This window comes from Amycolatopsis sp. NPDC005003 (assembly GCF_053600695.1).
Genome location: NZ_JBSGAI010000045.1, coordinates 1 through 26,575, shown reverse-complemented (window position 1 = coordinate 26,575; position 26,575 = coordinate 1). Strand labels below are relative to the sequence as shown.

Annotated in this window: 22 protein-coding genes; 3 read left to right on the top strand and 19 right to left on the bottom strand. The window is 71.9% G+C overall.

Annotation, left to right across the window (positions count from 1 at the left end; all coding sequences use genetic code 11):
* Nucleotides 1-68 precede the first annotated feature (68 nt).
* The 8 genes from ACWED2_RS38280 to topA form a co-directional block, all read right to left on the bottom strand.
* Nucleotides 69-1,274, bottom strand: coding sequence for a DNA polymerase III subunit delta' (locus ACWED2_RS38280; RefSeq protein ID WP_449695406.1), 1,206 nt, complete (start codon nucleotides 1,272-1,274; stop codon nucleotides 69-71).
* Complete coding sequence (locus tag ACWED2_RS38275; protein WP_449695405.1) at nucleotides 1,271-3,385, bottom strand: bifunctional MFS transporter/dTMP kinase; 2,115 nt, start codon at nucleotides 3,383-3,385, stop codon at nucleotides 1,271-1,273. Before ACWED2_RS38275 ends, ACWED2_RS38280 begins: the two co-directional genes overlap by 4 nt.
* Before the next feature lie 148 nt (nucleotides 3,386-3,533).
* Nucleotides 3,534-4,133: a hypothetical protein gene (locus tag ACWED2_RS38270; RefSeq protein WP_449695404.1), complete on the bottom strand. Its 600-nt coding sequence runs from the start codon at nucleotides 4,131-4,133 to the stop codon at nucleotides 3,534-3,536.
* Nucleotides 4,134-4,952: 819 nt separating this feature from the next.
* On the bottom strand, nucleotides 4,953-5,744 hold the full coding sequence (locus ACWED2_RS38265) for a hypothetical protein (RefSeq protein ID WP_449695403.1): 792 nt from the start codon (nucleotides 5,742-5,744) through the stop codon (nucleotides 4,953-4,955).
* Nucleotides 5,737-5,925 (bottom strand): hypothetical protein, encoded by a 189-nt coding sequence (locus ACWED2_RS38260; RefSeq protein WP_449695402.1) that lies wholly within the window; start codon nucleotides 5,923-5,925, stop codon nucleotides 5,737-5,739. The genes ACWED2_RS38265 and ACWED2_RS38260 overlap by 8 nt, the downstream gene beginning before the upstream one ends.
* Nucleotides 5,918-6,709 (bottom strand): ESX secretion-associated protein EspG, encoded by a 792-nt coding sequence (locus tag ACWED2_RS38255; RefSeq protein WP_449695401.1) that lies wholly within the window; start codon nucleotides 6,707-6,709, stop codon nucleotides 5,918-5,920. Before ACWED2_RS38255 ends, ACWED2_RS38260 begins: the two co-directional genes overlap by 8 nt.
* An 86-nt stretch (nucleotides 6,710-6,795) precedes the next feature.
* Nucleotides 6,796-7,374: a hypothetical protein gene (locus ACWED2_RS38250; RefSeq protein ID WP_449695400.1), complete on the bottom strand. Its 579-nt coding sequence runs from the start codon at nucleotides 7,372-7,374 to the stop codon at nucleotides 6,796-6,798.
* A 150-nt stretch (nucleotides 7,375-7,524) separates the two neighbouring features.
* Complete coding sequence (topA, locus tag ACWED2_RS38245; RefSeq protein ID WP_449695399.1) at nucleotides 7,525-10,401, bottom strand: type I DNA topoisomerase; 2,877 nt, start codon at nucleotides 10,399-10,401, stop codon at nucleotides 7,525-7,527.
* A gap of 296 nt (nucleotides 10,402-10,697) precedes the next feature.
* Between topA and ACWED2_RS38240 the strand changes: the two genes are divergently transcribed.
* Nucleotides 10,698-11,504 carry a S1 family peptidase gene (locus ACWED2_RS38240; RefSeq protein WP_449695398.1) on the top strand — a complete coding sequence of 269 codons (807 nt, stop codon included), beginning with the start codon at nucleotides 10,698-10,700 and terminating at the stop codon, nucleotides 11,502-11,504.
* Between the two features lie 18 nt (nucleotides 11,505-11,522).
* Here ACWED2_RS38240 and ACWED2_RS38235 read toward each other — a convergent pair whose 3' ends face one another.
* The 3 genes from ACWED2_RS38235 to ACWED2_RS38225 form a co-directional block, all read right to left on the bottom strand.
* Nucleotides 11,523-12,167, bottom strand: a complete 645-nt coding sequence (locus ACWED2_RS38235; RefSeq protein WP_449695397.1) for a hypothetical protein — start codon at nucleotides 12,165-12,167, stop codon at nucleotides 11,523-11,525.
* A 51-nt stretch (nucleotides 12,168-12,218) separates the two neighbouring features.
* Nucleotides 12,219-12,809 (bottom strand): hypothetical protein, encoded by a 591-nt coding sequence (locus tag ACWED2_RS38230; protein ID WP_449695396.1) that lies wholly within the window; start codon nucleotides 12,807-12,809, stop codon nucleotides 12,219-12,221.
* A 145-nt stretch (nucleotides 12,810-12,954) separates the two neighbouring features.
* Nucleotides 12,955-15,249, bottom strand: coding sequence for a sodium-translocating pyrophosphatase (locus ACWED2_RS38225; protein ID WP_449695395.1), 2,295 nt, complete (start codon nucleotides 15,247-15,249; stop codon nucleotides 12,955-12,957).
* Between the two features lie 348 nt (nucleotides 15,250-15,597).
* Here ACWED2_RS38225 and ACWED2_RS38220 point away from each other — a divergent pair, with 348 nt between their 5' ends.
* Nucleotides 15,598-18,075, top strand: a complete 2,478-nt coding sequence (locus ACWED2_RS38220; protein ID WP_449695458.1) for a DEAD/DEAH box helicase — start codon at nucleotides 15,598-15,600, stop codon at nucleotides 18,073-18,075.
* A gap of 92 nt (nucleotides 18,076-18,167) precedes the next feature.
* On the opposite strand, the gene ACWED2_RS38215 is transcribed toward ACWED2_RS38220, so the two are convergent.
* The 8 genes from ACWED2_RS38215 to ssd form a co-directional block, all read right to left on the bottom strand.
* The gene (locus ACWED2_RS38215; RefSeq protein WP_449695394.1) at nucleotides 18,168-18,785 is read right to left on the bottom strand and encodes a bifunctional DNA primase/polymerase; all 618 of its coding nucleotides are present in this window, start codon (nucleotides 18,783-18,785) and stop codon (nucleotides 18,168-18,170) included.
* Between the two features lie 736 nt (nucleotides 18,786-19,521).
* Nucleotides 19,522-19,947 carry an Rv3654c family TadE-like protein gene (locus tag ACWED2_RS38210; RefSeq protein ID WP_449695393.1) on the bottom strand — a complete coding sequence of 142 codons (426 nt, stop codon included), beginning with the start codon at nucleotides 19,945-19,947 and terminating at the stop codon, nucleotides 19,522-19,524.
* The gene (locus ACWED2_RS38205) at nucleotides 19,934-20,269 is read right to left on the bottom strand and encodes a TadE family type IV pilus minor pilin (RefSeq protein WP_449695392.1); all 336 of its coding nucleotides are present in this window, start codon (nucleotides 20,267-20,269) and stop codon (nucleotides 19,934-19,936) included. The genes ACWED2_RS38210 and ACWED2_RS38205 overlap by 14 nt, the downstream gene beginning before the upstream one ends.
* 20 nt (nucleotides 20,270-20,289) lie before the next feature.
* Complete coding sequence (locus ACWED2_RS38200; protein ID WP_449695391.1) at nucleotides 20,290-20,466, bottom strand: DUF4244 domain-containing protein; 177 nt, start codon at nucleotides 20,464-20,466, stop codon at nucleotides 20,290-20,292.
* 27 nt (nucleotides 20,467-20,493) lie between these two features.
* On the bottom strand, nucleotides 20,494-21,201 hold the full coding sequence (locus ACWED2_RS38195; protein WP_449695390.1) for a type II secretion system F family protein: 708 nt from the start codon (nucleotides 21,199-21,201) through the stop codon (nucleotides 20,494-20,496).
* Complete coding sequence (locus ACWED2_RS38190) at nucleotides 21,198-21,956, bottom strand: type II secretion system F family protein (RefSeq protein ID WP_449695389.1); 759 nt, start codon at nucleotides 21,954-21,956, stop codon at nucleotides 21,198-21,200. The genes ACWED2_RS38195 and ACWED2_RS38190 overlap by 4 nt, the downstream gene beginning before the upstream one ends.
* 64 nt (nucleotides 21,957-22,020) lie before the next feature.
* Entirely contained in the window at nucleotides 22,021-23,172 is a 1,152-nt protein-coding gene (locus ACWED2_RS38185) for a TadA family conjugal transfer-associated ATPase (protein ID WP_449695388.1), read from the bottom strand.
* 453 nt (nucleotides 23,173-23,625) lie between these two features.
* The gene (gene ssd / locus ACWED2_RS38180; protein WP_449695387.1) at nucleotides 23,626-24,693 is read right to left on the bottom strand and encodes a septum site-determining protein Ssd; all 1,068 of its coding nucleotides are present in this window, start codon (nucleotides 24,691-24,693) and stop codon (nucleotides 23,626-23,628) included.
* 625 nt (nucleotides 24,694-25,318) lie between these two features.
* Between ssd and ACWED2_RS38175 the strand changes: the two genes are divergently transcribed.
* On the top strand, nucleotides 25,319-26,149 hold the full coding sequence (locus ACWED2_RS38175) for an HAD family hydrolase (protein WP_449695386.1): 831 nt from the start codon (nucleotides 25,319-25,321) through the stop codon (nucleotides 26,147-26,149).
* Nucleotides 26,150-26,575 lie beyond the last annotated feature (426 nt).

Sequence of the window (26,575 nt, the reverse complement as noted above, 5' to 3'; positions counted from 1 at the left end):
CCGAGGGGTATGAAGGAGCCCGCCAGGCGCGCCTGGCGGGCTCCTTCGCGTTCGGCGGTTTCAGCGCCTCAGCCTTGGCGAAGCGTCGTGACCATCGCTTCGACGGCGATGCGCGGCTTCACGTTCAGCTCGATCGCCTCGCGGCACTCCAGCACCGCTTCGAGGCGTCGAAGCGTCGACTCGGGCGTCCACGACGAGGCCGCTTCGCGGATCTGGTCGACGTGGTCCGGGTGGTTGAGCGTCGCGCCGGAGCGGGTTCCCATCACCAGGACGTCGCGGTAGAACCCGACGAGGTCGACCAAGGCCAGGTCGAGCGTGTCGCGCTGGGTGCGGGTCGCGCGGGACTTCTGCTTCTTCTCGAGCTGCTTGACCGCGGCTTCGGCGGCGCGCTTGGCGCCGGCGACGCCCTTCCCGACGCCGTCGCCGCCCATCGCCGTCCGCAGCTCGTTGCGCTCGTCCTCGTCGCGAGCCTTGCTGGCCTCGCCCGCGTCCGCCTCGGCCGCGCTGATCAGCTGGTCCGCGCACGTGAAGACGTCGCTCATCCGGCGGAGGCCGAGCGGGATCCGCAGCACGGTGGCCCGCCGCTGCCGCGCGGCCTCGTCGGTGGCGAGCCGGCGCGCGCGGCCGACGTGGCCACCGCACACGGAGGCGGCCCATCGCGCGCGCTCGGCGTCGACGTGGTCGCGGCGCATCAGCACGTCGGCGATCGCTTCCGGCGGCGGTGTCCGGAGCGTCACCAGGCGGCAGCGCGAGCGGATGGTCACCGAGACGTCCTCGGGGTGGTCCGAGGGCGCGCACAGCAGGAACACCGTGCGGTCCGGCGGCTCCTCGACGGCCTTCAGCAGGGCGTTCGACGCGCCTTCGGTGAGCCTGTCGGCGTCCTCGATAATCACGACCTGCCAGTTGCCGGTCGTAGGGCGCCGCGCGGCGGCCTGCACCAGCGCGCGCATCTCGGCGACCGAGATCGACAGGCCTTCCGGCACCACCAGCCGGACGTCGGCGTGCGTGCCCGCCATCGTCGTGTGGCAGCCGGGGCAGGCGTCGCAGCCGGTGCCGGTGCTGCACTGCAGAGCCGCGGCGAACGTCCGGGCGGCCACCGAGCGGCCGGAGCCGGGCGGGCCGGTGAGCAGCCAGGCGTGCGTCATCGCGCCGGGCGGCGCCGGCTCGCCGGCGATGATCTTGGCGGCGGCCGAAGCGGCCGCGCTCAGTATCTCGACCGCGGGTTCCTGGCCGACCAGCTGGTTCCAGACGCCAATGCGTTCGGTCGTCGTCACTTCGCCTCCACGCGAGGCTCTTCCGGGGTCTCCAGGGACAACGTGTCCAGCGGAAGCGTCACCGGCTTCTCCGTCGTCGGCGCCAGCGCGGCCAGCCGCCCGACGAACACGGCCCGTAGCGCGGTGCGGATGCGCTCGGCGACCTCGGCGTCCGTGCCGTCGGCGTCGATCACGACGTACCGGTCCGGGTCCGCCGCGGCCATCTCGGTGAGCAGGTGCTGGACCCGCCACTGGTCGTTCAACGCGGCCGACTTGTCGCGCGGTGCGCCGTTCGGAGCGGCGTCCAGCAGGATGGTCAGGTCCGGGCGCAGGCGGCCGGTCGCCCAGTCCGCGAGGCCCTCGAGCTCGTCGCTGTCCAGCCCGGCGACGGCGGACAGGTGCGCCAGCGGCGAGTCGACGAACCGCTCCATCACGACCACCGAACCGGCGTCCAGCGCCGGCTGGACGTGCCGCTCGACGATGTCGGCCCGCACCGCGGCGGCGGCCAGCGCCTGGGCTCGCGCCCCGGTGAGCGAGGCGCCGGAGATGAGCGCGGTGAGCCGCTGGTCGTCGAGCGCGGGGTCCGCGGCGACGACGACCGGGCGGGTGCCGCCGCGCATCCAGTCGGCCAGGTTGACGGCCTGGATGGCGGTGTTGATCGCGGTGGTGCCCTCGACGGCGATGAGGTAGCCGTTGACGCGCCGCGGCGTGCGGCGCAGCGCGTTGCGCAGGTCGGCGAGGATCGGCTCGGTGCGCTTGTCGTCCATCTGCCGGTAGGCGAAAAGCCCGGCGATCAGCGCGATCGCGGCGCCGCCGAGCATGATGGGCCGGGTGCCGTCGATCGTGACCGGGCTGCCCCAGACGGTGACGGTGCGCTTCGCCACGACACCGACCAGCACCGGCACGGTGACGGTCGTGCCGAACAGCACCAGCTTCATCATCAGCTGGTAGATCGCGTTGATCCGGCCGCGGATGGCGTCCTCGACCCGCGAGCCGATGATCGTGACCCCGGTGAGGAACGCGGTGCCCGCCCAGAAGCCGACCAGGACGACGGTGACGAGCGAAACCGACAGGTGCGGTGACAGCGCCACCAGGGCGAGCGAGAGCCCCGCCGCGATGATGGAGACGCCGAACAGCCGGTCGTGCGGGAGCCGCCGGGAAAGCTTGGGCGCAACCGCCATCCCGGAGGCGAGGCCGACGAAGACGGCCAGCACGAGGAGGCTGAACGCCGAGTCACCGGCCCCCAGGCTCGACGAGTACGGCTTGGCCGAGCCGATCACGGCGCCGCCGGCGGCGAACGCGCCGAACGCGCCCACCAGCAGGCCGCGCACCAGCGGCGTGCTGCGGACGAACCGGAAACCGTCGGCGATCATCGTGCCGACGCCGAGCTTTTCCTCGTCGGCCTGCTTGACCTTCTGCTCCGGCAGCGCGTGGACGTTGCGCAGCGAAAGCTCGGGGATCCGGGTGGCGATGAGAATCGCGCTGGCCAGGTAGAGCAGGGCGGTGATGATGACGACCAGCTTCGCGATGCGGAGGCTGGTGTCTTCGCCGGGAACGTGGAGGAAGTTCGTGTTGATGCCGGTGAGGATCGCGTTCGCGCCGGCCGCGGTGACGACGGCCAGGCCGTACGTCATCACCATGCCGAGCTGGTTGGCCGTCTCGACCTGGTCGGGCCGGCGGAGCAGGTTCGGGACCGCCGCCTCTTTCGAGGGGATCCACATGCTCGCCGCGCTGCCGACCAGGAAGTTGCCGACCAGCAGCCACCAGGGCGCGCTGACGAAGGCGATGGACAGCAGGAAGCCGCACCGCAGCAGGTCGGCGCCGATCATGACCTTGCGGCGGTCGAACCGGTCCGCCAGCAGCCCGCCGACCGGGGCGAACAGCAGCCCCGGCGCCAGGCCGGTCAGCACGACGCCGACGAATGCGAAGTTCTGGGCGAAGTAGTTGTTCGTCAGCTTCGTGGCCAGGCCGGTGAGGGCGAGGATGTTCAGCCAGTCGGCCACGCTGCACAGGTACGTGACGCCCCAGAGCCGCCGGAAAGGTTTGATCGCCAGTACCCGCCGGACCCGGTTGATCGTGGACGCCTCGGCACCCGACGACGCACCCGGGCCGGCCTCGGGTACCGAACGCACGCCCTCGCTGATACGCCCACCCCACTAGTCACCGCGGTGCCGGACGCCCTCGGGCGGGACCCGACCGTGAAGCCAGGGTAGCCCGATCGGCCTCTGGCGCGCGGGACGGCCCCGTGGTGCGGGGCCGGCGGCGACCGGCGGCGGGGCGCTAGTCGAACAGGCCGGTCACGCTGCTGACCAGGCTCGACACCATCTCGATGGCGACGAAACCGAACACGATCAGCAGGACGACGGCCAGCATGACCCCCGCGGCACTCGACGACGGCCGGTTGAACGCCGGCATCGAAACCGACGGCATCCGCGGCAGCCGGCGCCGCTTGACGGGCACGAGCTCGACGTCGTCGACATCGTCCTCGGCGAGCGGATCCTGCCGAACGGGCCGCATGATCTGCGGCGGCCGGGTCGGCCAGGTGCGCCGCCGGTTCCGCTGCCGGGGCAGCAGGCCCAGGGGCCGGTCCTGGTTCAGCGTGCCCGCGGGCGGGATCGCCTCGGGCGTCTTTTCTTTTTCCTCGCGGAGCGTCTCCTCGACCATCCGGCGCACGGCTTCCTCGTCCGGCTTCACCGGCCCGGCCACCGGAATGGCGGCGGGCTCGTGGCCATTCGCCACCGCGGCGTGTGGCCCCGGCGCCGCGGTGACCAGCCCGGAGACCGGATCCGCGAACATCTCGGCGGGTGCTTCGGACAGAGTGCCGTCGCGCTGAGTGAGCTCGGGGGCATTGAAGAAGGGAGCCTCACCGTTCGCGCTCATGGTGACCACCTCACTACTGAATGTCCTCGCCTTTCCAGGGTAGCGACGCTGGCGGATAACGCATCCGCCCAATGGCTCTGTCTCCAATGGATGGTCGGTCACGCAGCGCAAGCGCGCACCCGAACCCCCTGCAGTGTCCAGCCCGACGGTCACCGGGTCGACCGCTGTTGGTGACAGATTGTAGTGAGACGGGTCACATCATGGGGCTGGGGGTGGTTGGCCAGTGGGTGGCCTTCCGGTGGCCAGTTTGAGGGGCGGGGCTTGGGGGCGGGGCTTGGGGTCGGCTGGAGGTTCGACGGCGGGCTTCGGGCTTGCCGGGTTGCGGCCGCGGGGGGAAGTGCGGCTGCGGGCTCGCAGAGCTTCGGGCTCCAGGCGCACCGGGCTTGCAGGCCCGCGGGCCGACGCGAGTCGCTGGGTCGACGGGCTCGCCGAGCCGCCGGCCATAGGCCGCCAATCCCGCGGGCCCGCGGGATTGCGGCTCCGGGCTCCGGGCTTGCCGGGTTGCGGCCCTAGGGAATTGCGGCTGCGCGCCCGCAGCTGCGGACTCCATGCACACCGGCCTTGCAGACCCGCGGGCCGACGGGACGCGCCGAGGCCTCCGGGCTCGCCGGGCCGAGGGGGCTCGCCGAGGCCGCGGGCCTGCGGGCTGCGGGCTGCGGGCTGCGGGCTCCGGGCTCCGGGCTCCGGGCTCCGGGCTCCGGGCTCCGGGCTCCGGGCTCCGGGCTCCGGGCTCCGGGCTCCGGGCCGATCATCCCCGCGTCCCCCGCCCCGCCCCCGCCCCTCCCTCCCCCCTCCTGGTCTATCCCCGGGACTCTCCGCTCAGGGCATCTCCTCCTGTCCGAGGTCGATCATCTTGCGGCACCAGTCGCGGAGCATGCCGCGGCTGAAGGGGCTCAAGACCAGCTGGCGGCGGCCCTCTCCTCGGTCCAGGGCCGCCAGGGCGAAGCGGCCCAGGTCCGTGTCGATCAGGACGAAGCCGTGGTCGGGGAACTCTGCGCACAGGCCGCCGAATGCCAGCATGTCCAGGACCGCCGTTCCGGACCTTGGGCGGGCCAGGAGCTCTCGCATTGCGCCCACGTCGTCGTCCTGGCCGTCGTGGACCAGGCCGTCGTCGTCCACCGAGATCCAGATTGCCCGCGCCGAATTGCCGAACGGGACCTCCGGGAGCTCGGCCACCAGCATCTCCGGCAGCTCCTCGAAGTCGGCCAGGTGGATCGCCGTGCGGCCGGGGAGCGAGCCCATCATGAACGCGCGCTCGCCGTCCGCGTAGCAGCGGATGTCCGCCGTCTCCGGGCCTTCGTCGAACACGCCGCACAGCGCCGCCCGGACCGAACCGCGCAGCATCAGCGAGACCACCTCGAAGCCGATCTCGTTCAGCTCGCCGTTCTCGCCGAACGGTGTGCCGTCGATCCAGGCGGCCCACGCCATGTGCCGCTCGACCTCGGCCACCAGGTCCGCCGGGTCGTCCGACACCGGGCCGTGGACCAGGATGTCGTCGTCGCTGACGTCCGGGTTGTACAGCCGGTCGACCGGCTCGCGGTCCGGCATCGCCGCCAGCACCGGGCCGGCCGCCAGCTCGAGCAGCTCGCGCGCCGCCGTGCGTTCAGCCATGCCGCCGCCTCTCCTCGCGGCCCGCCGGTGGCGCGGCCGCCTGCCGCTGCTCCGGGACGCCGCTGTTGAGCTCGGCCGCCGCGAGGATCGCCTCCCGCACCGTCAGGTCCCGAGGAGCCGCCTCGACCACCCTGTCGACTCCCTCCCCGGCCGTCTTCCGCACCGCCGCGTGCTCAGGCATGGCTCTGCACCGCCTCGACGATCCACTGCTCGGCCGTGCTGCGCGACGCCGGACCCCAGGTGACCGTCCAGCTCCCGGTGCGGGCCACCGCGGCGCTGAACTGGTACCGGCCGAGGTCGTTGTCCACCAGCCCGAACGCGCCGTGCGGGTACTCGGCCAGGATCGCGTTGCGCACCGCGAGGTCGACCAGCACCGTGCCCAGCCGCGGCCGGGCCGCGCACTCCCGGATCAGCTCGACCGCCCGCTCGCACCGGCGCGGGATCAGCCCGCGCTCGTCGGTCTCGATGCGCAGGTGCTCGCCCGGCCCCGGCGGCCGGTCCGGCAGCCCGTCGAACACCCAGCCCGGCAGCTCGCTGAGGAAGCCCGACCGCAGCCGCGCCCGGTTGCCGAGCTTGTGCAGGACCGTGGTGTAGTCCTCGTCGCCGAAGAACCGCACCTCCCACGGCTTGGCCCGGGCCGGGAAGACCCCGGTGACCACGCCGCGGATGAAGCCGCCCCGCAGCGCGCGGTACAGCCCGACGGCTTCCGCGGTGACCTCGCCACCCGGCGCGAGGCCGATCGCGGCCATCCCGGCGACGAACCGGGTGTACTGCTCCACCTCGTCCGCGAGGCTCGGCGCGGGCGAGGAGCGTCGGCCCGGCAGCGGCCCGGTGTCCGCCAGCACCGGCGGGATCTCGAACTGCGGGTCGTAGAACTCCATCACCGAGGGCCGCTCCGGCACCTCGGCCGACAGCGGGGCGATGACCTCGTCGATGACGTCGAAGACGGCGACTGCGTTGCTCACCCCTCGATTGAACACCCTGGCACCGACAATTTCTCGCACATATGTTCGAGAGGGTGACATCGTTCGTTAAGCGGTCGGCGAACGGCTCAGCCATGCTCCGGCACCCGCCCTTCGACGAACTCGGCGAGCCGCTCCACGGTCCCGGGCAGCCACCAGAGCCGGCGGTGGCCGCCCCGAGGTCTGCCCAAGGCCGCCAGATGCCTGCCACGGTCGTCGTCGACGAACGCCAGCACCTCCCACCGCGGAGGTGAGCCGTCGCGGTGGATGTCGAACTGGACGGTGCCGCGCCGCGGGCGCCGCAGGTCGTCCATCAGGTCGAGGACGAGGCACCGCTGCCCGGGCTCGAGCACTCCCCGCTCGTCCGCGTCGAGGTACACCCCCTCGCCCGGCACCGGCGGCAGCGGAGGCAGGCGCGTCAACGCCAGCCGGAGCAGCTCGGCGACGCTGCCCGGAGAAGGCCCGGACAGGCGCAAGCCGTCGCCGGCGATGCCGAACTCGGTGCGGTCGTCGTAGAACGCCGCAGCCCACGGCTCGCCGGACATCGCGACGGCCACGCCGCAAACTCCGCCGGTGCCGATGAAGCCGGTCAGCGACTCCATCATGTCCATGGCGGTGGAACTGCCGGCGGCCGCCGCCCGGACCGGCTTCAGGATCTTGGTGGTCACCGTGTGCACGGTGCGTGGTGTTGTGGTCACGCGTTCATGGAACCCGGCGCCACCGACAATTTCCCGAACATCCGTTCGAGGTGTCACCTGAAGGTGTGACCCGAAGATGTGATCGAGGGCCTCCCATCAGGGAGGCCCTCGATCCGGGACTTACTTGGCCTTCGTCGCGGTCGAGCTCGAGCGCTTGGCCGTGGTCGTCTTCGCGGCGGCGGCCTTCTTGGTCGTGCCCGCCTTGACCGTCTTCGCGGTCGTCGACGCCGGCTTGCGCGCCGGTGCCTTCCGCTTCGGCGCCGGGCCCTTGGCCCGCTTCTCCGCCAGCAGCTCGGCCGCCCGCTCCGCGGTCAGCGACTCGATTTCGTCGCCCTTCCGCAGCGTCGCGTTGTATTCGCCGTCGGTCACGTACGGGCCGAACCGGCCGTCCTTGACCACCATCGGCTTGCCCGACACCGGGTCGTCGCCGAGCTCCTTGAGCGGCGGCTTCGCCGTGGCGGACCGGCCACGCTGCTTCGGCTCCGAGTAGATCTTCAGCGCCTCTTCGAGGGTGATCGAGAAGAGCTGGTCCTCGGTCGAGAGCGAACGCGAGTCCGTGCCCTTCTTCAGGTACGGCCCGTAGCGCCCGTTCTGCGCCGTGATCTCGTCGCCGGACTCCGGGTCCTTGCCGACCACGCGCGGCAGCGAGAGCAGCTTCAGCGCGTCGTCCAGCGTGATCGTCTCGATGTCCATCGACTTGAACAGCGAGCCCGTGCGCGGCTTCGGCGCCTTCGCCTTCAACGCCTTCTTCTGCGCGGCCGTGGCGTCCTCGGGGATCTCGATCTCCGGCAGCACCTCGGTCACGTACGGCCCGAAGCGGCCTTCCTTCGCGACGATGTCGTGCCCGCTCACCGGGTCGGTGCCCAGCGTGCGGCCCTCCTGCGGGGTCGCGAACAGCTTCTCCGCGATCTCCTGCGTGAGCTCGTCCGGCGGTAGGTCTTCGGGCAGGTTCGCGCGCTGCGAGTTCCCGTCGACCTCGCGCTCCAGGTACGGCCCGTAGCGGCCGACGCGGACCACGACGGTGTGCCCGTTTTCGTCGCTGAACAGCGGGATCGAGTTGATCTCCCGCGCGTCGATGTCCTCGACGCTGCCCTCGACCAGCTTCTTCAGCCCGCCGAGGCGGCCGATCGAGCCGTCGACACCCATGTCGCCGCCGAAGTAGAACTTCGACAGCCACTGCGCGCGCTGCTCGTCACCGGCCGCGATGCGGTCGAGCTCATCCTCCATGCCGGCGGTGAAGTCGTAGTCGACCAGGCGCTCGAAGTGCCGTTCCATCAGGCCGATCACGGCGAACGCGACCCACGACGGAACGAGCGCGGAGCCCTTCTTCCAGACGTAGCCGCGGTCCTGGATCGTCTTGATGATCGACGCGTACGTCGACGGGCGGCCGATGCCCAGCTCTTCCAGCTTGCTGACCAGGCTCGGCTCGGAGTACCGGGCCGGCGGCGAGGTGGTGTGCCCGTCCGGGTTCAGCTCGGACGCGGTCAGCGCCTGGTCCTTCTCCAGCACCGGCAGGCGGCTCTGCTTGTCGTCGGCCTCGCCACCGGTCTCGGTGTCGACGGCCTCGACGTACGCCTTGAGGAAGCCCGCGAAGGTGATCGTGCGGCCCGAAGCGGCGAAGGTGCACTCCTCGCCCGAAGCCGCGTTGCCGACGATGCGCACGGACATCGTGGTGCCCTTGGCGTCCGCCATCTGCGACGCGATCGTGCGCTGCCAGATCATCTCGTAGAGCCGGAACTCGTCGGTGTCCAGCTCGCCCGCGACCTGGCCCGGCGTGCGGAAGACCTCGCCCGACGGCCGGATCGCCTCGTGGGCTTCCTGCGCGTTCTTCACCTTGCGCGTGTACTGGCGCGGCGTCGGCGAGACGTACTCCTTGCCGTACAGCTGCGTGGCCTGGCTGCGCGCGGCCGAGATCGCCGACTCCGACAGCGTCGTGGAGTCGGTACGCATGTAGGTGATGTAGCCGTTCTCGTACAGCTTCTGCGCGATCCGCATGGTGCGCTCCGAGGTGAACCGCATCTTGCGGCCCGCCTCCTGCTGCAGCGTCGACGTCATGAAGGGCGCGTACGGCTTCCGCGTGTACGGCTTCTCCTCGACGCTCGCGACCTTGAAGTCACGCTGCTTCAGCGCTTCGGCCAGGCGCCGCGCGTCGGCCTCCGCGAGCACGCGGACCTCGGTGTTCGACGCCTTGAGCTGCCCGTCCGAGCCGAAGTCGCGACCGGTGGCCAGGCGCGCGCCGTCGACGGCGACGAGCCGCGCCGGGAAGTTCCGCGGCGACGCGTCCTCGCCGGCGTCCATGGTCGCCGAGATGTCCCAGTACGACGCCGAGGTGAAGCGCATCCGCTCGCGCTCGCGCTCGACCACGATCCGGGTCGCCACCGACTGCACGCGGCCCGCCGAAAGCTTCGGCATGACCTTCTTCCACAGCACCGGCGAGACCTCGTAGCCGTAGAGGCGGTCGAGGATGCGGCGGGTCTCCTGGGCGTCGACGAGGTCGGCGTCCAGCTCACGGGTCGAGTCGGCGGCCGCGCGGATGGCCTGCTCGGTGACCTCGTGGAAGACCATCCGGCGGACCGGGACCTTCGGCTTGAGCGTCTCGAGGAGGTGCCACGCGATCGCCTCGCCCTCGCGGTCGGGGTCCGTGGCGAGGTAGAGCTCGTCGACGTCCTTCAGGAGGCCCTTCAGCTCGGTGACCTTGGACTTCTTGTCCGGGGTGACCACGTAGAGGGCCTTGAAGCCGTTGTCGACGTCGACGCCGAGCCGTGCCCACGCCTCGCCCTTGTACTGGGCGGGCACGTCGGCGGCACCACGCGGCAGGTCGCGGATGTGCCCGACGGAGGACTCGACGACGTAACCGCCGCCGAGGTAGGGCGCGATCTTGCGGGCCTTCGTCGGCGACTCGACGATGACCAGCCGCCGGTGCCCGGCGCCGTTGCCCGCCGTGGCTCCGTTCTTCTTGGTCCGTGCTCCTGCCACGCTGTCCTGCTCTCCGCTCATCTCGTCCCGCCGCCGCGGGACTGCACCACGTCCCTGCCAGGGCCCGTGTCTCGACCTGCCAGTGTGCACGCTGTTCCCGGCCGGACGGCGTGGAGGTGGCCCAACACGCCGCCGGTCCTGTGCCCAGCGCATCGCCGCTGACCTCGACGATGTTTCCCCAACGTACCTGCCACGTGATTTCGGCCACGTCCCGCGCAGCCTAGCGCGTGACCGTCCGGATACCCTCCGTTCGACGGTGGTGGGCGCCGGGATGTCACCGCTTCACTGGTTTCCCCGCCCAGCCGAAAGGACCCGCCATGACCCGACGCCTGCTCGGCGCCCTGTTCACCGCCGCGACCGCCACAGTATTGCTGGGGGTCACTCCGGCGAACGCGGCCGCCGCGAACTTCGCCGGCACCGTGGCCCTGTCCAACTGCTCGGGATCGGTGGTCAAGCCGGCCGCGACCCCCGACACCGCGCCGGCGCTCGTGATGTCCAACGGCCACTGCCTCGAAACCGGTTTCCCGGCGCCGGGCCAGGTGATCACCAACCGCGCCTCCAGCCGGACGTTCACCCTGCTCACCGCCAGCGGCAGCAACAAGGCCACGCTCCGGGCCAAGAAGATCGTCTACGGCACAATGACCGACACCGACGTGTCGCTCTACCAGCTCACCACCACCTACGCGCAGATCAAGGCGAGCTACGGGATCTCGCCGCTGGAACTGTCGAACGCCCACCCGGCGGCCGGCGCGGCGATCGACGTCGTCTCGGGCTACTGGAAGCGCATCTACTCCTGCAACATCGACGGTTTCGCCTACCGGTTGAAGGAGGGCAGCTGGACCTGGAAGGACTCGATCCGCTACACCTCCGCCTGCCAGACCATCGGCGGCACCTCCGGTTCGCCGATCGTCTCCGGCGGCAAGGTCGTCGGCGTGAACAACACCGGCAACGAGGACGGCGAACGCTGCACGGACAACAACCCGTGCGAGGTCGACCAGGCCGGCAACGTCACCGTGCACTACAAGACGAACTACGGCCAGGAGACCTACGGCATCCCCGCCTGCCTCACCGCGGCCAACGAAATCGCGCTCACCCAGACCGGCTGCACGCTGCCCCGGCCCTGACGCACCCGCCGCACCCGGTCAGGCCGTGCTCGTCGCGGCCTCCGGGTGCGGTTGCGGTTCCGCGCCGGGCCACGCCGCTTCGGCGCCCGGCGGCGGCTCGCCGATCAGCTCCAGCAGCGCCTCCAACCGACGTTTTCCGGTGACTTTCACGGCCGGGACCTCGGCCTTCGGGCCGGTCAGCTTCGCCGCGACACCCAACGGCGTCAGCGCCTCGACCAGCCGCTCGTGCATGCCCGGGGCGAGCGGGTCGACGCCCAGCAGGTAACCCTGCGTGCCCGGACGGCCGCCGGCCAGCGCCCACATCCGCAGCATCGCGCCGCTCAGCCGGAACCCCTCCGGCACCGCCTTGCCCGAGTCGTCCTCGACCGGGCCGGTGCAGCCCTCACGCAGCCACCGCAGCGCCAGCGGCAGCAGGTCGACCCGGAACGACGTGCGCACCTGCGGACGGCCGCAGTCGGCCTTCGAGACCTGGGCGTCCGCGCCACGGCAGCGGAACTCGCCGGCCAGGACGTGCGCCCGCCACGGCTCCTCGACGACCACCGAAAGCCGGGCGGCGGTGCGCCCGAAGCCGGTGATCTGGCCGTGGCAGCACAACAGGCCGGCCAGGTCGCCCAGGCCCGGCCCGCTGGCCTCGGCGGAGAAGAGCGAGATCGTCCGATCCACCGCGTCATACTAGAACACAAGTTCGATCAGCGGCAGTGTTCGCGGGGATCTTCAGCCGGCAGGCTGATCCAGCTGGCGGCAGGCCGGCGCGCGCTGTTCCGCGGCCGCGAGGGCCGGCACGTCTTTGAGGCCCTTGAGGTAGTCGAGCGCGTCGATGCGGTCCAGCGTCGCCTTGGCCTGGCCCAAAGCGTCCTTCGTCGCCGCCGAGTTCCCGCGGGCCGCCTCGATGCGCCGGCGCGCGTTCTCGGCCTCCGCGCGGATTTCGGCGAACTGGCCGATGACGTCCTTGCGCCCGCTGTCCGCCGACGGCATCGGCGGCGCACCGATCGCCTTCAGCCCGGCCAGGCTCTGGTCGAGCCCGCCGACCACCGAGGAAAGGAGGTCACTGGACGTCCGGGAGGCCTTCTGCGGGGTGCTGGGATCGACCGCGGGCAGTGCCGCGAGCGCGCGGACCAGGTGCGTCACCGCGTCGCAGTAGCCACCCGCCCAGCTCACCGCGGGATCGGCCTGGGGAGCCGCGGTGGTCGCCGGAAGGTCCTGCTCGCGCGGCGGCGCCGGCACCTCGGAAGGCTGCCCGCACCCGGCGAGGCCGATGGCGATCGTCGTGGTCAGGGCGGCGAAGACGGTCGGCCGCAGCCGCACTCGCGTACCTCCTGCCCGACGACGTCCCGGCAGGCCCGACGGTACCGACTCGGTGGTGCTTCGCAAGTCGCCGGGCCTTTCTGGGACGGGCAGGCCCCGGGCCCGGCGCGCGTCGACGCGCACCGGGCCCGGGGTCACCTGGAACTCAGGCCTTGATTTCGGCCGGGGTGTCGGAAATGACGGTTCCCCGCCGCTTCGACACCACGATCGCCGCCACGATCACGGCGACCGCGACGAGCGAGATGATGATGCGGACGGCGGCGTTCTCGTCGGGACCGATCGAGAACTGCACAACGGCGGGCGCGATCAGCACGGAGACCAGGTTCATCACCTTGATCAGCGGGTTGATCGCCGGGCCGGCGGTGTCCTTGAACGGGTCGCCCACGGTGTCACCGATGATGGTGGCCTCGTGCGAGGACGAGCCCTTGCCACCGTGGTTGCCGTCCTCGACCAGCTTCTTCGCGTTGTCCCACGCGCCACCGGAGTTGGCGAGGAAGATCGCCATCAGGGTGCCGCAGGCGATCGCGCCGGCCAGGTAGCCGGCGAGCGCGCCGGTGCCGAGGCCGAAGCCGACCGCGATCGGGGCGAAGACCGCCAGCAGACCCGGCGTCGTCAGCTCACGCAGCGAGTCGCGCGTGACGATGTCGACGACCTTGCCGTACTCGGGACGGGTGGTGCCCTCCATGATCCCCGGGATGTCGCGGAACTGGCGGCGCACCTCGAAGACGACCGCACCGGCGGCGCGGGAAACCGCGTTCACCGCGAGGCCGGAGAAGAGGAACACCACGGCCGCACCGATGATCACGCCGACCAGCGTGTTCGGGCTGACGATCTGGTTGACGAACGACTTCGCCGCGTCGAGACCGGTGACCACGCCGGTGCCCATGCCCGACAGCGTCTTCGTGATCGCGTCCGAGTACGACCCGAACAGCGCCGTCGCCGCGAGGACCGCCGTGGCGATCGCGATGCCCTTGGTGATCGCCTTGGTGGTGTTGCCGACCGCGTCGAGCTCGGTGAGGATCTGCGCGGCCTTCTCGTCGACGTCACCGGACATCTCGGCGATGCCCTGCGCGTTGTCCGAAACCGGGCCGAACGTGTCCATCGCGACGATGACGCCGACCGTGGTCAGCAGGCCGGTGCCGGCCAGCGCCACGGCGAACAGCGCGATGCCGCCGCCCAGCAGGTAGGCGCCGAACACGGCCGCGCCGATCACGAGCGCGGTGTACACAGCGGACTCGAAGCCGACCGAGATACCGGAGAGGATGACCGTCGCCGGGCCCGTCTCCGACGTCTTGCCGACGTCCTTGACCGGCTTGTACTCGGTGCCGGTGTAGTAGCCGGTCAGCTTGAGGATGACCGCCGCGAGCACGATGCCGATGATCACCGCGATGGTCGCGATGACCGCCGGGTTGCCGGTGCCCTCGAAGCCCGGGCCGAAGTCAGCGAAGCTGCTCGGCAGGTACACGAACGCCGCGATCGCCGACAGCACCGCGGAAATGACCGCGGAGATGTAGAAGGAGCGGTTGATCGTGACCAGGCCGCCCTCGCCGGCGCGCGCCTTCGTGATGTAGACACCGATGACGGCGGTGATGACACCGATGGCCGGGACGATCAGCGGGAAGATCAGGCCGTGCACGCCGAAGGCGGTGCTGCCCAGGATCAGCGCGGCGACCAGCATGACGGCGTAGGACTCGAAGAGGTCCGCGGCCATGCCGGCGCAGTCGCCGACGTTGTCCCCCACGTTGTCCGCGATGGTCGCGGCGTTGCGCGGGTCGTCCTCCGGGATGCCCTGCTCGACCTTGCCGACCAGGTCCGCGCCGACGTCGGCGGCCTTGGTGAAGATACCGCCGCCGACACGCATGAACATCGCGATCAGGGCGGCGCCGAAGCCGAAGCCCTCGAGCACCTTGGGCGCCTGGCCGGTGTAGACCAGCACGACGACCGCGGCACCGAACAGGCCGAGGCCGACGGTGATCATGCCGACCACGCCGCCGGTGCGGAACGCGACGCGCATCGCCTTCTCGCGGCCGCCTTCCTCACGCGACGCGGCGGCGACGCGCAGGTTCGCCTGCGTCGCCAGCCACATGCCGAGGTAGCCGATCGCGAACGAGAAACCCGCCCCGACCAGGAAGAAGATCGAACGGCCGATCTTCTCGTTCCAGTCGTCCGCGGGAAGGATGAAGAGCAGGAGGAACACGATCGCACCGAAGATGGCGAGAGTGTTCCGCTGCCGCTTGAGGTACGCGGCCGCGCCTTCCTGCACCGCCTTGGCGATGTCCTGCATCTTGGCGGTGCCCTGGCCTGCGGCCAGCACCTCCTTGAGCAGGACGTAGCCGATGACGAGTGCGGCAAGCGCGACCACGGCGACTACACCGACAATCGTGTAGCCACCTCCGGTGAGCGAGATATTCCCGCCCTCCGCGAGGAACTGCCGTGACATTCGTCCTCCAGGAGACGTCGCCGTGCGCCAACGTCGACGGCAAGCCGAGGGTTCGACACGGCCGGCGCTGGCATGGACCCTGTACCGAGCGACACGCTAGCCGGGCAGCAATGCACGTCTCACATGACGCTCACCACAGAGGGTGTGGATTGCGGGAGTGTATTGGTATCGCAACCAGCGTCTTCACGCCGTCCCGGTGACGGTACATTCCGTTACCCTGTGAGCCTCCTCACTTGATCGATCACTCTTTCGCCGATCCGTTGGCGCCGCTGGGATGCCGGAACTGTCGGACCCCTGTGCCAAGCTCGGCGGGTGGACGAATCACGTGGGCAGCGGCTGCTGAGGCGGGTGACCGCCGGCATCCCGTCGCGCGAGCACCCGGTCACGCACGTCGCGGACCTGCCGGGCCGCGCCGCGCGCTACGCAGAGTGGCCGTCGTGGGCGGATCCGGCGGTTGTCGCTGCGCTGCGTGACTGCGGCGTCTCCGCGCCCTGGGCGCACCAGGCCGAGGCGGCTTCGCACGCGTACGAGGGCCGTCACGTGGTGATTTCGACCGGGACGGCGTCGGGCAAGTCGCTCGCCTACCAGCTGCCGGTGCTGTCCCGGCTGGCCGCGGGTGAGAAGGCGAAAGCTTCGGTTCGGGGGTCCCGGGTGGCGGAGCCCCCGGCCCGGGGCGAAGCCCCGGTTGTCACAGCGCTGTACCTGTCGCCGACGAAGGCGCTGGGCGCGGACCAGCTGCGTGCGGTGTCCTCTTTGGACGTGCCGGGGGTGCGGGCGGCGGCGTTCGACGGGGACACTCCGATGGCGGAGCGCGACTGGGTGCGTGCGCACGCGAACTGGGTGTTCACCAACCCGGACATGCTGCACCGCGGGATCCTCTCGGCGCACGGCCGGTGGGCGACGTTCTTCCGGCGGCTCACCTGCGTGGTCGTCGACGAGTGCCACAGCTATCGCGGCGTCTTCGGCTCGCACGTCGCCCTGCTGCTTCGCCGGCTTCGGCGGGTGGCGGAGCATTACGGCGCTTCGCCGGTCTTCGTGCTCGCTTCGGCGACGACGGCTTCGCCTGCTTCGTTCGCTTCGCGGTTGACGGGCGTGTCCTGTGTCGCCGTGACGGAGGACGCTTCGCCGCGCGGCGCCCGGACGGTCGCGTTGTGGGAGCCGCCGCTGCTCGAGGAGCTGACCGGGGAGAACGGCGCGCCGGTCCGGCGTTCGGCCGGGGCGGAGGCGTCGCGGATCCTCGCCGACCTGGTGCTGGAGGGGGCGCGGTCGCTGGCGTTCATCCGGTCGCGGCGCGGCGCGGAGCTGGCGGCGCTGGGTGCTCGGCGCATTCTGTCCGAAGTGGACCCGGAGTTGGCGGAAACCGTTGCGGCGTATAGGTCCGGCTACTTGCCGGAGGAGCGTCGTGCACTGGAGGCCGCGCTGCTGTCGGGCCGGTTGCTGGGGGTCGCGACGACGAACGCGCTGGAACTCGGCGTCGACATCGCGGGCCTGGACGCGGTGGTGCTGGCCGGCTACCCGGGCACGGTCGCGTCGTTCTGGCAGCAGGCCGGCCGGGCGGGCCGGTCCGGCGATTCGGCGCTGGTGGTGTTCGTCGCGCGGGACGACCCGCTCGACACCTACCTGGTGCACCACCCGGCGGCGTTGCTTTCGCGGCCGGTGGAGACGGCGGTGCTCGACCCCGCGAACCCGTACGTACTGGCGCCGCAGCTCGCTTGCGCCGTCGCCGAGCTGCCGCTGACCCTGCCCGAGCTGGAGGTGTTCGGCGGCGCGGCGGCCCAGGAGGTGCTGGCCGAGCTGGCGGACCGGAAACTGGTGAGGCGCCGGTCGAGCGGCTGGTACTGGACTTCGCGGGACCGGCCGCACGCCGAAGTCGGCATCCGCGGCACGGGCGGGGAGCAGATCGCGGTGGTCGAATCGGACTCCGGCCGGATGCTCGGAACGGTCGACCCGGGTTCGGCCTGCTTCGCCGTGCACCCCGGTGCGGTGTACCTGCACCAGGGCTCCTCGTACGTCGTGGACGAGCTGGACCTGGAAACCGGGCTGGCGCTGGTGCACGCGGAGAACCCGGACTGGACGACGACACCGCGCGAGGTCGTGGACATCTCGGTGCTGAGCACCCAGGAAAAGCAGGACCACGGCGGGGTGAGCGTCTGCCTCGGCGAGGTGGCCGTGACGTCGCAGGTGGTCGGCTATCTGCGACGGCGCCCGTCCGGGGAGGTCATCGACCACACGCCACTGGACCTGCCGGAGCAGAGCCTGCGTACGCGGGCTGTCTGGTACACGGTGTCGTCTTCGCTGCTCGGTTCCGCTGGTTCTGATGGCGAGGTGGGGACCGGGGGCCATCGGGTGGGGACCGAATCTGCGGGGCCGGCGGGGACCGGGGAGGAACCCCTGGCGAACGGTCGGGGGCCCGTTCACGAGGGTGGCAGGGCACCGGGGGGTGCCGGATTGGTTCCGGCACGGGTCCCCGGTGCCCTGCATGCCGCCGAGCACGCGGCGATCGGCCTGCTACCGCTGTTCGCTACGTGCGACCGGTGGGACATCGGCGGGGTGAGTACCGCGTGGCACGAAGACACCGGGGAGGCGACGGTGTTCGTGCATGACGGCCATCCCGGGGGTGCGGGATTTGCCGAACGCGGTTATGCCGCGATTGTCCCGTGGCTGGCCGCAACGCGGGAGGCGATCGTCTCCTGCGAGTGCCCGACGGGATGCCCGTCCTGCGTCCAGTCGCCGAAGTGCGGGAACGGCAACGAGCCGCTGGACAAGGCGGGGGCAGTGGCTGTGCTGGGAACCGTGCTCGGGGCGTTGCGTCAACACGGCACCTAGACGGCCACTTGGTGGTTCATGGAGTTGTGTCCTGCTCCGCCTCGGCCGGGCTGGGACCGGCCGGCGGCGGTGGTTCGGGTGGTCCAGGCCTTTCAGGCGGCGCTGGACTGGACCAGCTGCGGCGAGTGCTCGCCGGCCAGGGCCCGCACGAGGACGTCGTGCACCTCGGCGGCGTCCGGCAGCTGCCAGCCGCAGACCTCGGGCTTGACGCGCCAGTGCACGACACCGTGCTGGAACGGCGACGGCGGCAGCGGGATGTAGCTGTCCTTGCCGTGCCACTGGACGGAGGCGCGGGTGGCCAGCTCGGCCGGCACGTGGTCGGCGACGGTGGTGAGGAAGAGCCAGCGGCCGTTCGGCAGGGCGATGATCGGCGCGGGGTGGCCGATGGCGCGGAGGAGGCGGCAGGCGCGCTTGCCGAGTTCGTCGTCGACCTCGACGGCGTCGAGCACGGTGCCGGTGGCGACGAGCAGGCTGTGGGTGCGGTCGGAGAACCAGGTGGCGACCTCGTGGGCGTGGGTGCCGGTCTGCTCGCGCCAGTCGTCAATGGCCGGAACGGGACGGCGCCAGGTGAGGTCGTCGCCTTCGGTGAGCGGAGCGGGGTCGACACCCGGGAGCACCGGCCAGCCGCGCCAGGCGAGACCGATCGCCTCCGCCCGCAGTTCGATGCGGAAGGCGCCCCGCCAGCTGTCCGGCCAATTCGCGTCCAACATTGTGTTTCCTGCCTTCAAGTTCCGGTTCTCCGCGACCCGCTAGACCCTGTCGTGGTGTCGCACATCTCACTTAACGGCAAGTTGCACATTGCTCGGAACCCCCGCGCGACAACCGGTGGTTACGAGGCGATGAACGCCCAGTGATCCATACGGCCCGACCGAACACCCCGGCACGGCTGGACGGTGAACGGTGACCGCACACGGACCGTTCGTCGCGGGAAACTCCAGGTTCCGCGGGGTTCCGGGCGCCTCTTCGACGGGGTGAGCGCGACGCTTCGGCCCAGGTGAGCAGCCGATTCGACCGCTCGCCGTGCACCAACGACCGCTGCCCGTGACAATCGGCCGCTCATCGCCCGGCCGGACGGATCTGCCGGTCACCGCCCCATACCGACCGGTCGGCGTCCGCCGGGCGGTGTGGGGTGGGGCGGCGCTGTGGCCGGCTTGGCGCGGCGGTGGCCGCGGGTGGAGGTGTGTGGTGTCGCCGGAGCGCGACAGGAGGGCACACGCGCACGACAGTGGGGTGTCGCGGGCGCGCGACAGTGAGGCGCTGCGGAGAGGTGCTGCGGACGAAGTGGCGTCTTGGACAGCGCGGCCTGGATGCGGGGGTGCGCCGGTCGGCCGGGCAAGGGGCGCGGCCCCGTGGCCTCCTGGCGGCAGTATGGCTCCGCCTGGGCGGAGGGAACGGGGCCCAAGGCCGCCGGTCCGCACCGCGGGACTTGGCGCTGTGGTCCTCCCGTCAGCCCGGGTGCATGGGCGTACCGCCGAGGCCTCCCGGCGGCACAACTGCGGCCGGGCGCCGTGGTTCGCCCGCCGGGCCGGCGCGGGCGTGGGCCGACGGCCTCGGCAGCCCGGCGAAGGCCGGGCCGGGTGCCTCGACCTCCACCAGTGCGTCGAGCTGTTGCCACCGGCAGGTCACGAGCCGCACGCTCATCCGGTCTGTGACCCATCTAGCGCGCTCGCACGCTTGGACCGGACCTTCGTACGCGTGGGAGGCCGCGGCCAACGCGCCCAGGTCGGCCGCGGACTCCGCTTGGTGGCGCGCGATCACCGTCGCTCCCAGCCACAACGCGAACGTTGCCACCCCGGTCAGGGCCGCCACCGCCATCGCCGTCCAGATCGTCGCCGCTCCGGTGTCCGGGGCTGGCCCGTCAGCCTGGGGCATCCGTCGCCTCCGTGCTCGGCTCGGCGACCGCGTAGGCCGTTGCGCCGAGGTGGATCGCCGGCAGGAGGCCGGACGGCGGGTGGGCCGTCACCGTTGCCGTGATCGTGTCGCCGATTTGCTCGAACGCCAGGTTCGCGCCGGGTGGGCCGATCTTGTGGACCGCGGCCGCCGCCTCGCCGGGCTGCCCCCTGGCCAGCAGCCGCGCTGCCTCGCGGGCCGCGTCCGTGCAGCGCAGCTGGCTGGTCAGCACCATGAGGCCGGCGAACAGCAGGACCGTCACCACCGTCAGGCCGGCCAAGCCGAGCGCCGCCTCGACGGTCACCGAACCTTCGTCTCTGTGTCTCACGACGGCACCGACAGGGCCTTCATGACCAGGTTCGTCAGCCAGGAAACGACCGAATCCCCGGTGAGCAAGGTGTAGAGGACGGCGGCGAAGGCCGCGACGGCGACTGTGACGATGGCGTACTCGACAGTCGTGGAACCGTCGTCCGAGCGGAGGCGGCGGCGGAATGCGCGCATGGGGCTTCCCTTCGATGGGGTTCGTGGTCAGAAGAGCGGGCCGAGCCGCCCGGCGAGGCCGAGGACGACCGGCAGCACGCCCAAGCAGAAGAAGGCCGGCAGGAAACACAGACCGACCGGCAGGGCGAGCGCCACCCCGGCCCGCTCGGCGCGTTCCTCGGCCTCCGTGGCCAGCTCGTCGCGGAACCGGCCGGCGAGGTCGCCGGCCGCCGTGGCGAACGCCGCGCCCGAACGGGAGGTCCGGACCGCCGCGGCCGCCAGCTCGCCGAGGCCGGGGACGGCTCGCACCGGCGCCCAGGCCTCGTCCGGACGAGAGCCGAGAGCGAGCAGCCCGGCCGTCGAGCTCAATGCTGTGCGCGCCGCTGCGGGCGCGGTGGCCGCCACGGCCTCCAACGCCGAGGGGACCGGCAGCCCGGCGCGCAGGCAGGCGGCGAGGAGGTCGAGCGTGCCCGCCAGCCGCAGCTTGGCGGCGATGTCCACGGCCGGTGCCCGCGGACGCCGAGTGCGGCGGATCGCCCACCACCCGGTCGCGGTCACGATCGTGCCCGCCACCACCCCGGCGGCCCCGCCGACCAGCACCGCTGTCGAAACCCCGCCCACTGCCGCCGCGATGTGCGGCAGGGCGCGGTGCCCCTTGCGGATGGGCTTCGGACCGCCGGTCAAGCGGCGTGCGATCGCATCGTCCGGCCAGCTCAGCAAGGCTCCGGCGAAGAGCAGGAGCGCGATGGCGGTCACCGGATCCGCACCCGGCCGGTCAAGGCCCGGCACCAGGCCGTGCCCGCCCAGAGCAGGACGCACCCGGCGACCAGCAGCACCTGGCCGGGCGGGCTGCCGGTCAGCACGGACAGCGGAGCCGCGCCCATGGCCTGCCCGAGGAGCACACAGAGCACCGGGAGCCCGGTGAGCACCGCCGCGCTCGCCCGTGGCCCGGCCAGCTTGGCGCGCATCCGGCGGCCGAACGCCAGACCGGCTTCGGTGTCGCGGCGGGCGGCGTCGAGGACGTCGGCCATCGGAAGGCCGTAGCGCTTGCCCAGCGTCCAGGCCGTGGCCAGCCGAGGTAGGGCCGGTGCGCGCAACTCGGTGTCGAGCCGGGCCGCCGTCGCCAGGAGGCGGAGGTCGCCCGCCACCGCCGGGACCACGTCCGCGGCGGCCTCCGCCGCCATGACCGGATGGGCACCGGATCGGAGCTCGGCCACCATCGTCCGCAACGCTGTCGCGGTGTGGACGGCCATCGCCAGCTCCGCGGTGGCTCGGCGGTGGGCTCGCCACTCCTGGCGCCACGCCAGCGTCAGCACTCCGGCGGCGATCGCGCCTCCGGCGCCCGCGAGCAATCCGGTGAGTGCGGCCGGGAGCAGCCAGCGGACGACGCGCCACACCTCGGGGATCCGGACGGTCGCTGGTGGCTCGATCGCGACCTGGAGCCGGTTCGGCGCCGCGGGCCAGCACGCCAGAGCCGCGCCCAAGCACAGCGGGAACCACGGGGTGATCATCGCCGTCTCCTTCGGTTGCGCGGGAAGGGGTTGAGCAGCAGGGAAATCCGCACCAGCAGGAGGCTCAGCACGCGATCGCCCCCGGTGCCGGGAACAGGTGCCGGTCGACCGTCCACCGGCCCGCGCGCCACACCGGCACGACCCGCGCCCGGCCGTGTTCGGCGCGGAGCACGCCGACCTCGGCGAGCCGGCGGCGACCGCCTGGTTCTCGACGCATGTGCAGCACCACGCGGATCGCGGCGACGAGCTGGCTGTGCACGGCATCGCGGCCGAGGCCACCGAGCGCGGCCAACGCCTCGATGCGGGCGGGCACCTCGGCCGGGGAGTTGGCGTGGACGGTGCAGGCGCCGCCGTCGTGGCCGGTGTTCAGCGCGGTGAGCAGGGCACCGACCTCGGCGCCGCGGACCTCGCCGACCACCAGCCGGTCGGGACGCATGCGCAACGCCTGACGCACGAGCTCGGGCAGGCCGACCGCGCCCGCACCCTCCACATTGGGCGGACGGGCGACGAGGCCGACGAACTGCGGGTGCGCGGGCTGCAGCTCGCCGGCGTCCTCGACGCAGACGATCCGTTCGCCCGGGTCGACCGCGCCGAGCAGCGCGGCCAGGAGCGTGGTCTTGCCCGCGCCCGTGCCGCCGGTGACGAGGAACGCCATCCGCTTCGAGACGACGGTGCGGAGGAGACGGGCGCCGGCCTCGTCGAACGCGCCGAGTTCGCCGAGGGTGGTGAGGTCGTGGGTCGCCGGGCGCAGGACGCGGAGGGACAGGCAGGTGCCGCCGGCCGCGATCGGCGGGAGGACGGCGTGCACGCGGATGCGGCCGTGGGGCCCGGCGCCGGGGAGCCAGCCGTCGACGTACGGCTGTGCGTCGTCGAGGCGGCGCCCGGCCGCGAGGGCCAGGCGCTGGGCCAGGCGGCGGACGGATTCTTCGTCCTTGAAGCGGATACCGGTGCGGGTCAGGCCGTGCGGGCCGTCGGTCCAGACCTCGTGGGGTCCGGTGACGAGGACGTCGGTGGTTGCCGGGTCGTCGAGGAGCGGAGCGAGCGGGCCGGCGCCGACGAACTCGTCACGGGCTTGGCGGGCCGCGTCGAGCACCGCGTCGTGGCCGAGGGCGCCGCCGGCTTCGGCGCGGACGGCAGTGGCGACGGCGACCGGGTCGGCCTGGCGGCGGTCGCCGGCCAGGCGGTTGCGGACGCGGTCCACGAAATCGGTGGTCATGAGCTCATCCGCCTTGCTCGATGATGGGTTCGGGGTGGCCGGTCGGCGGTGGCGTGGCGCGGTGACGCGGGTGTTCGGTGAGGGGCCGCTGCCCTGGTGCCCGAGAGCCAGGTGGCCGAGAGCCAGGTGGCCGCCGCGTAATCCGGTGGCGCGAGACATGCGGTGACGCGGGTTCCCCGCGACGGACGCGAGGGCCGCGGGCTCGCCGAGGCTGTCGTCATGAGTTCACCTGCTCTGCGGGGAGTGCGGCTTGGGGGATCGCTGCAGGCCTGCGGTGACCCGTGACGTGGGTGGCCGGCCGTGTGCTTGCGGGCGGCTCCTGCTCGGGCTGCAGCGTCGAAAAGGCTGCCGCGCCTGCCGGGGCTCGGGTCAGCAGGCCGATCAGGGTGGGCAGCAGCAGGTCCGCCACTCTTGTCGGGGCGCCGGTGGTGCGGAGGCCGCCCGGTGTGGTGGTCATCGGGTGGCCGCCTCGGCTTCGCGGCGGGCCATCGTCAAGATCTCGCGTGCCGCCTTGGCCAGGGGCCCTCTCGGCTTTGCCGGGAACTCGGCACGCTCCAGTGCCTGCCAGAGACCGCGCTCCGGGAGCATCGAGGCCATCAAGGGCGGGCCGATGAGGGCGGCCGTGCGTACCGCCGGGTCCTTCGAGTGTCCACATGTGACCACGCCGATGCGGGCGGTCAGCTTCGACAGCCTGTTCAGCACCTTCTTCGCCGCCAGACTTGCTCGGTACTCCAGCGGCACCATCAGCACGACCAGGTCGGCCCGCAGCACCGCCTCCTCGGACGCCCCGCCGAGCGTGCGCGGGAGGTCGCACACCACCGTGCGCCCCGAGCGGCGGCCGGCGGACAAGATCGCCGACAACGACTCGACCTCCGGACCGTGCCCGTCGGGACCGGAGGCGAGCACCGGCAGGCTGCCGCCGCGGTGCTTTCGCTGTGGGAGCTCCGCGGCCAGCGATGACACCGACATCCGGCCGCTCAGCCGGACGTCCGGCCAGCGTGCTCCCGGGGCCTTGTCCAACCCGAGCAACACATCCAGGCCGCCGGCGAGCGGGTCGCAGTCGAGCAGCAGCGCGCCGCCCGGAGCGCTGTCGGCCACCAGCGCCAGCGTTGCCGCGAACACGGACGCGCCCGCGCCGCCCCGGCCGCCGACCACGCCGAGCACCAGACCGGGTTGCTCCGCCGGTGTCTCGACGACGTCGGCGAACGCGCCGGCGAGCTCGGTCTCCTCGTCCGGCAACGAGATCACGCGCTGGACGCCGCTGCGGAACGCGTGCTCCCACGTCGCCGGCCCCGGACTGCCCTTGCAGACCAGGAGAATCCCGCCGCGCCGGGGCAGCACCGGCGGCTGCCGCACGGCCTCTTCGTCGAGGACCACCAGCGGCGCACGGGCCCAGTGCCCGCTCGCGGCGGTCAGGTCCGGCGCGCGGTCGAGTTCGCAGCCCGCGACCGCGGCCACACGCAGTATCTCGTCGAGCACCGTTTCGTCCGCGGCGATCACCAGCGGTCGTTGCCCCGTCATGCGTTCCTCCCCCGTCTTCGGTGCGGGCCGTGGGTGGCCCGGCTTCCACCGTCGCGGGCGGGGGTGGGGCGGCACAACGGGTCGTGCGGCCGGCTGTGGACAACTGGGGTGTTGTGGACAACTGCCACTCGTGGAGCGCTCGCGGACCTGTTCCGTCGGCCGGCTGTGGCAGCATCACGGTCGTCGGCGACGCATCTGCGGCGGGAATGAGCGCGGATATCCGCACGCGAAGATTTCGCGCCGACCACGAACCAGGAATCGTGGCTCGACGAAAAATTGACGAAGGTAAGCGGAAGGTAAGAACTCCGACGGAAAGGAGAATCCGGCCGGGCACAAAGGGAACCGGAAAGGCAATCGGGAGGTAAGAGGGCGGCCCCCGCCAGGGGGGAGGGACGGGGGCCGCCGTGGGTTCAGCCCCGGGGGGTCGGACTGAACCGGCCCGGTTGGACACCGGGCTCCCTCACTGTAACTCCGCCCGGTGCCGGTTCGCGCGCCGGATGAGGCACACAGTTCGATAACGGCACAGCGCGCCCGAAGTGCCTGCCTGTCATGGATTTTCCGCCCGGCGCGACGCGCGCGTGGTGGATCAACGGGACGCGCGCCGATCAAGCCCTATCCTGGACGGGTGGCCGAACCGAGCAGCGCGCCGTCGCGCATCCGGAAGCCGGGCCCGGAGCACGCGGTGGCCGCGTTCTTCGACCTGGACAAGACGATCATCGCTTCGTCGAGCGCACTGGCGTTCAGCAAGCCCCTCCTCAAAGAAGGGCTGATCAACCGTCGCGCCGCGTTGCGAAGCGCATACGCGCAGCTGGTGTTCTCACTCGCCGGTGCCGACGAGAACAAAACCGAGCGGCTGCGCGCCGAAGTTTCCGCGCTGTGCGCCGGCTGGGACGTCGCCCAGGTTTCCGCGATCGTCCGCGAAACCCTGCACGACGTCGTCGATCCGCTCGTGTACGCGGAGGCGGCGGAGCTGATCGCCCGCCACCGCGAGGACGGGCACGACGTCATCGTGCTGTCGGCGACCGGCGAGGAGGTCGTCGCGCCGGTGGCGGAGATGCTCGGCGCGACCCGGAGCGTCGCCACGCGGATGCAGATCGTCGACGGCCGCTACTCCGGCGAAGTCGACTTCTACTGCTACGGCGCCAACAAGGCCGTCGCCGCGAAGCAGCTCGCCGCGACCTACGGCTACGACCTCAGCGAGTGCTTCGCCTACACCGACTCGAGCACCGACATCCCGCTGCTCGAGGTGGTCGGGCACCCGCACGCGGTCAACCCGGACAAGCTCCTGCGGCGCGAGGCCCTCGAGCGCGGCTGGCCGATCCTGGCCTTCGACCGGCCCATGTCGCTGCGCACCCGGATCCCGACCCGATCGGCGGGAATGGTGGCGCTCGGCGTCGGCGCGGTGGCCGCCGGGGCGACCTGGTACGGCCTCAACCGTCGCCGTCGGTCCCGTTGACCGGACGCCCGCCACCCACACGGCCGTACGCTCGTCACTTTGCTTGGCCCAGCCCCGAATTGTCCGTCGCGCAGGGTGCCGATGTCACCCGATCCAGCCTCTGTACCGGTGCACCCGTCCGCGCACTTGAAGTGACCGGGCTCACGGCGTAGAAAGTAGGTGCGGACGTTCGGTCGGCCAGGGAGCAGGTAGAAGAGAAGCCTGTTCCACCCCGGCAAACCTCCGTGCGCGGACTCCGGGTACCCACGCGCAGCGCGCCGCGGGAGGCTCGTCGTCTAGGGACTGCGTAGTGGGACGCCACACGCCGAGTCCATGTAGGTACGACCAGAGTTGCACGCTTGGTCGCCCGAGAAGTTCGCGCTTGCAGGCGGGGGGGGGGGGGGGGGGCGCGGGGGGCGCCCCCGGCGGGATGTAGTTATAACCGCA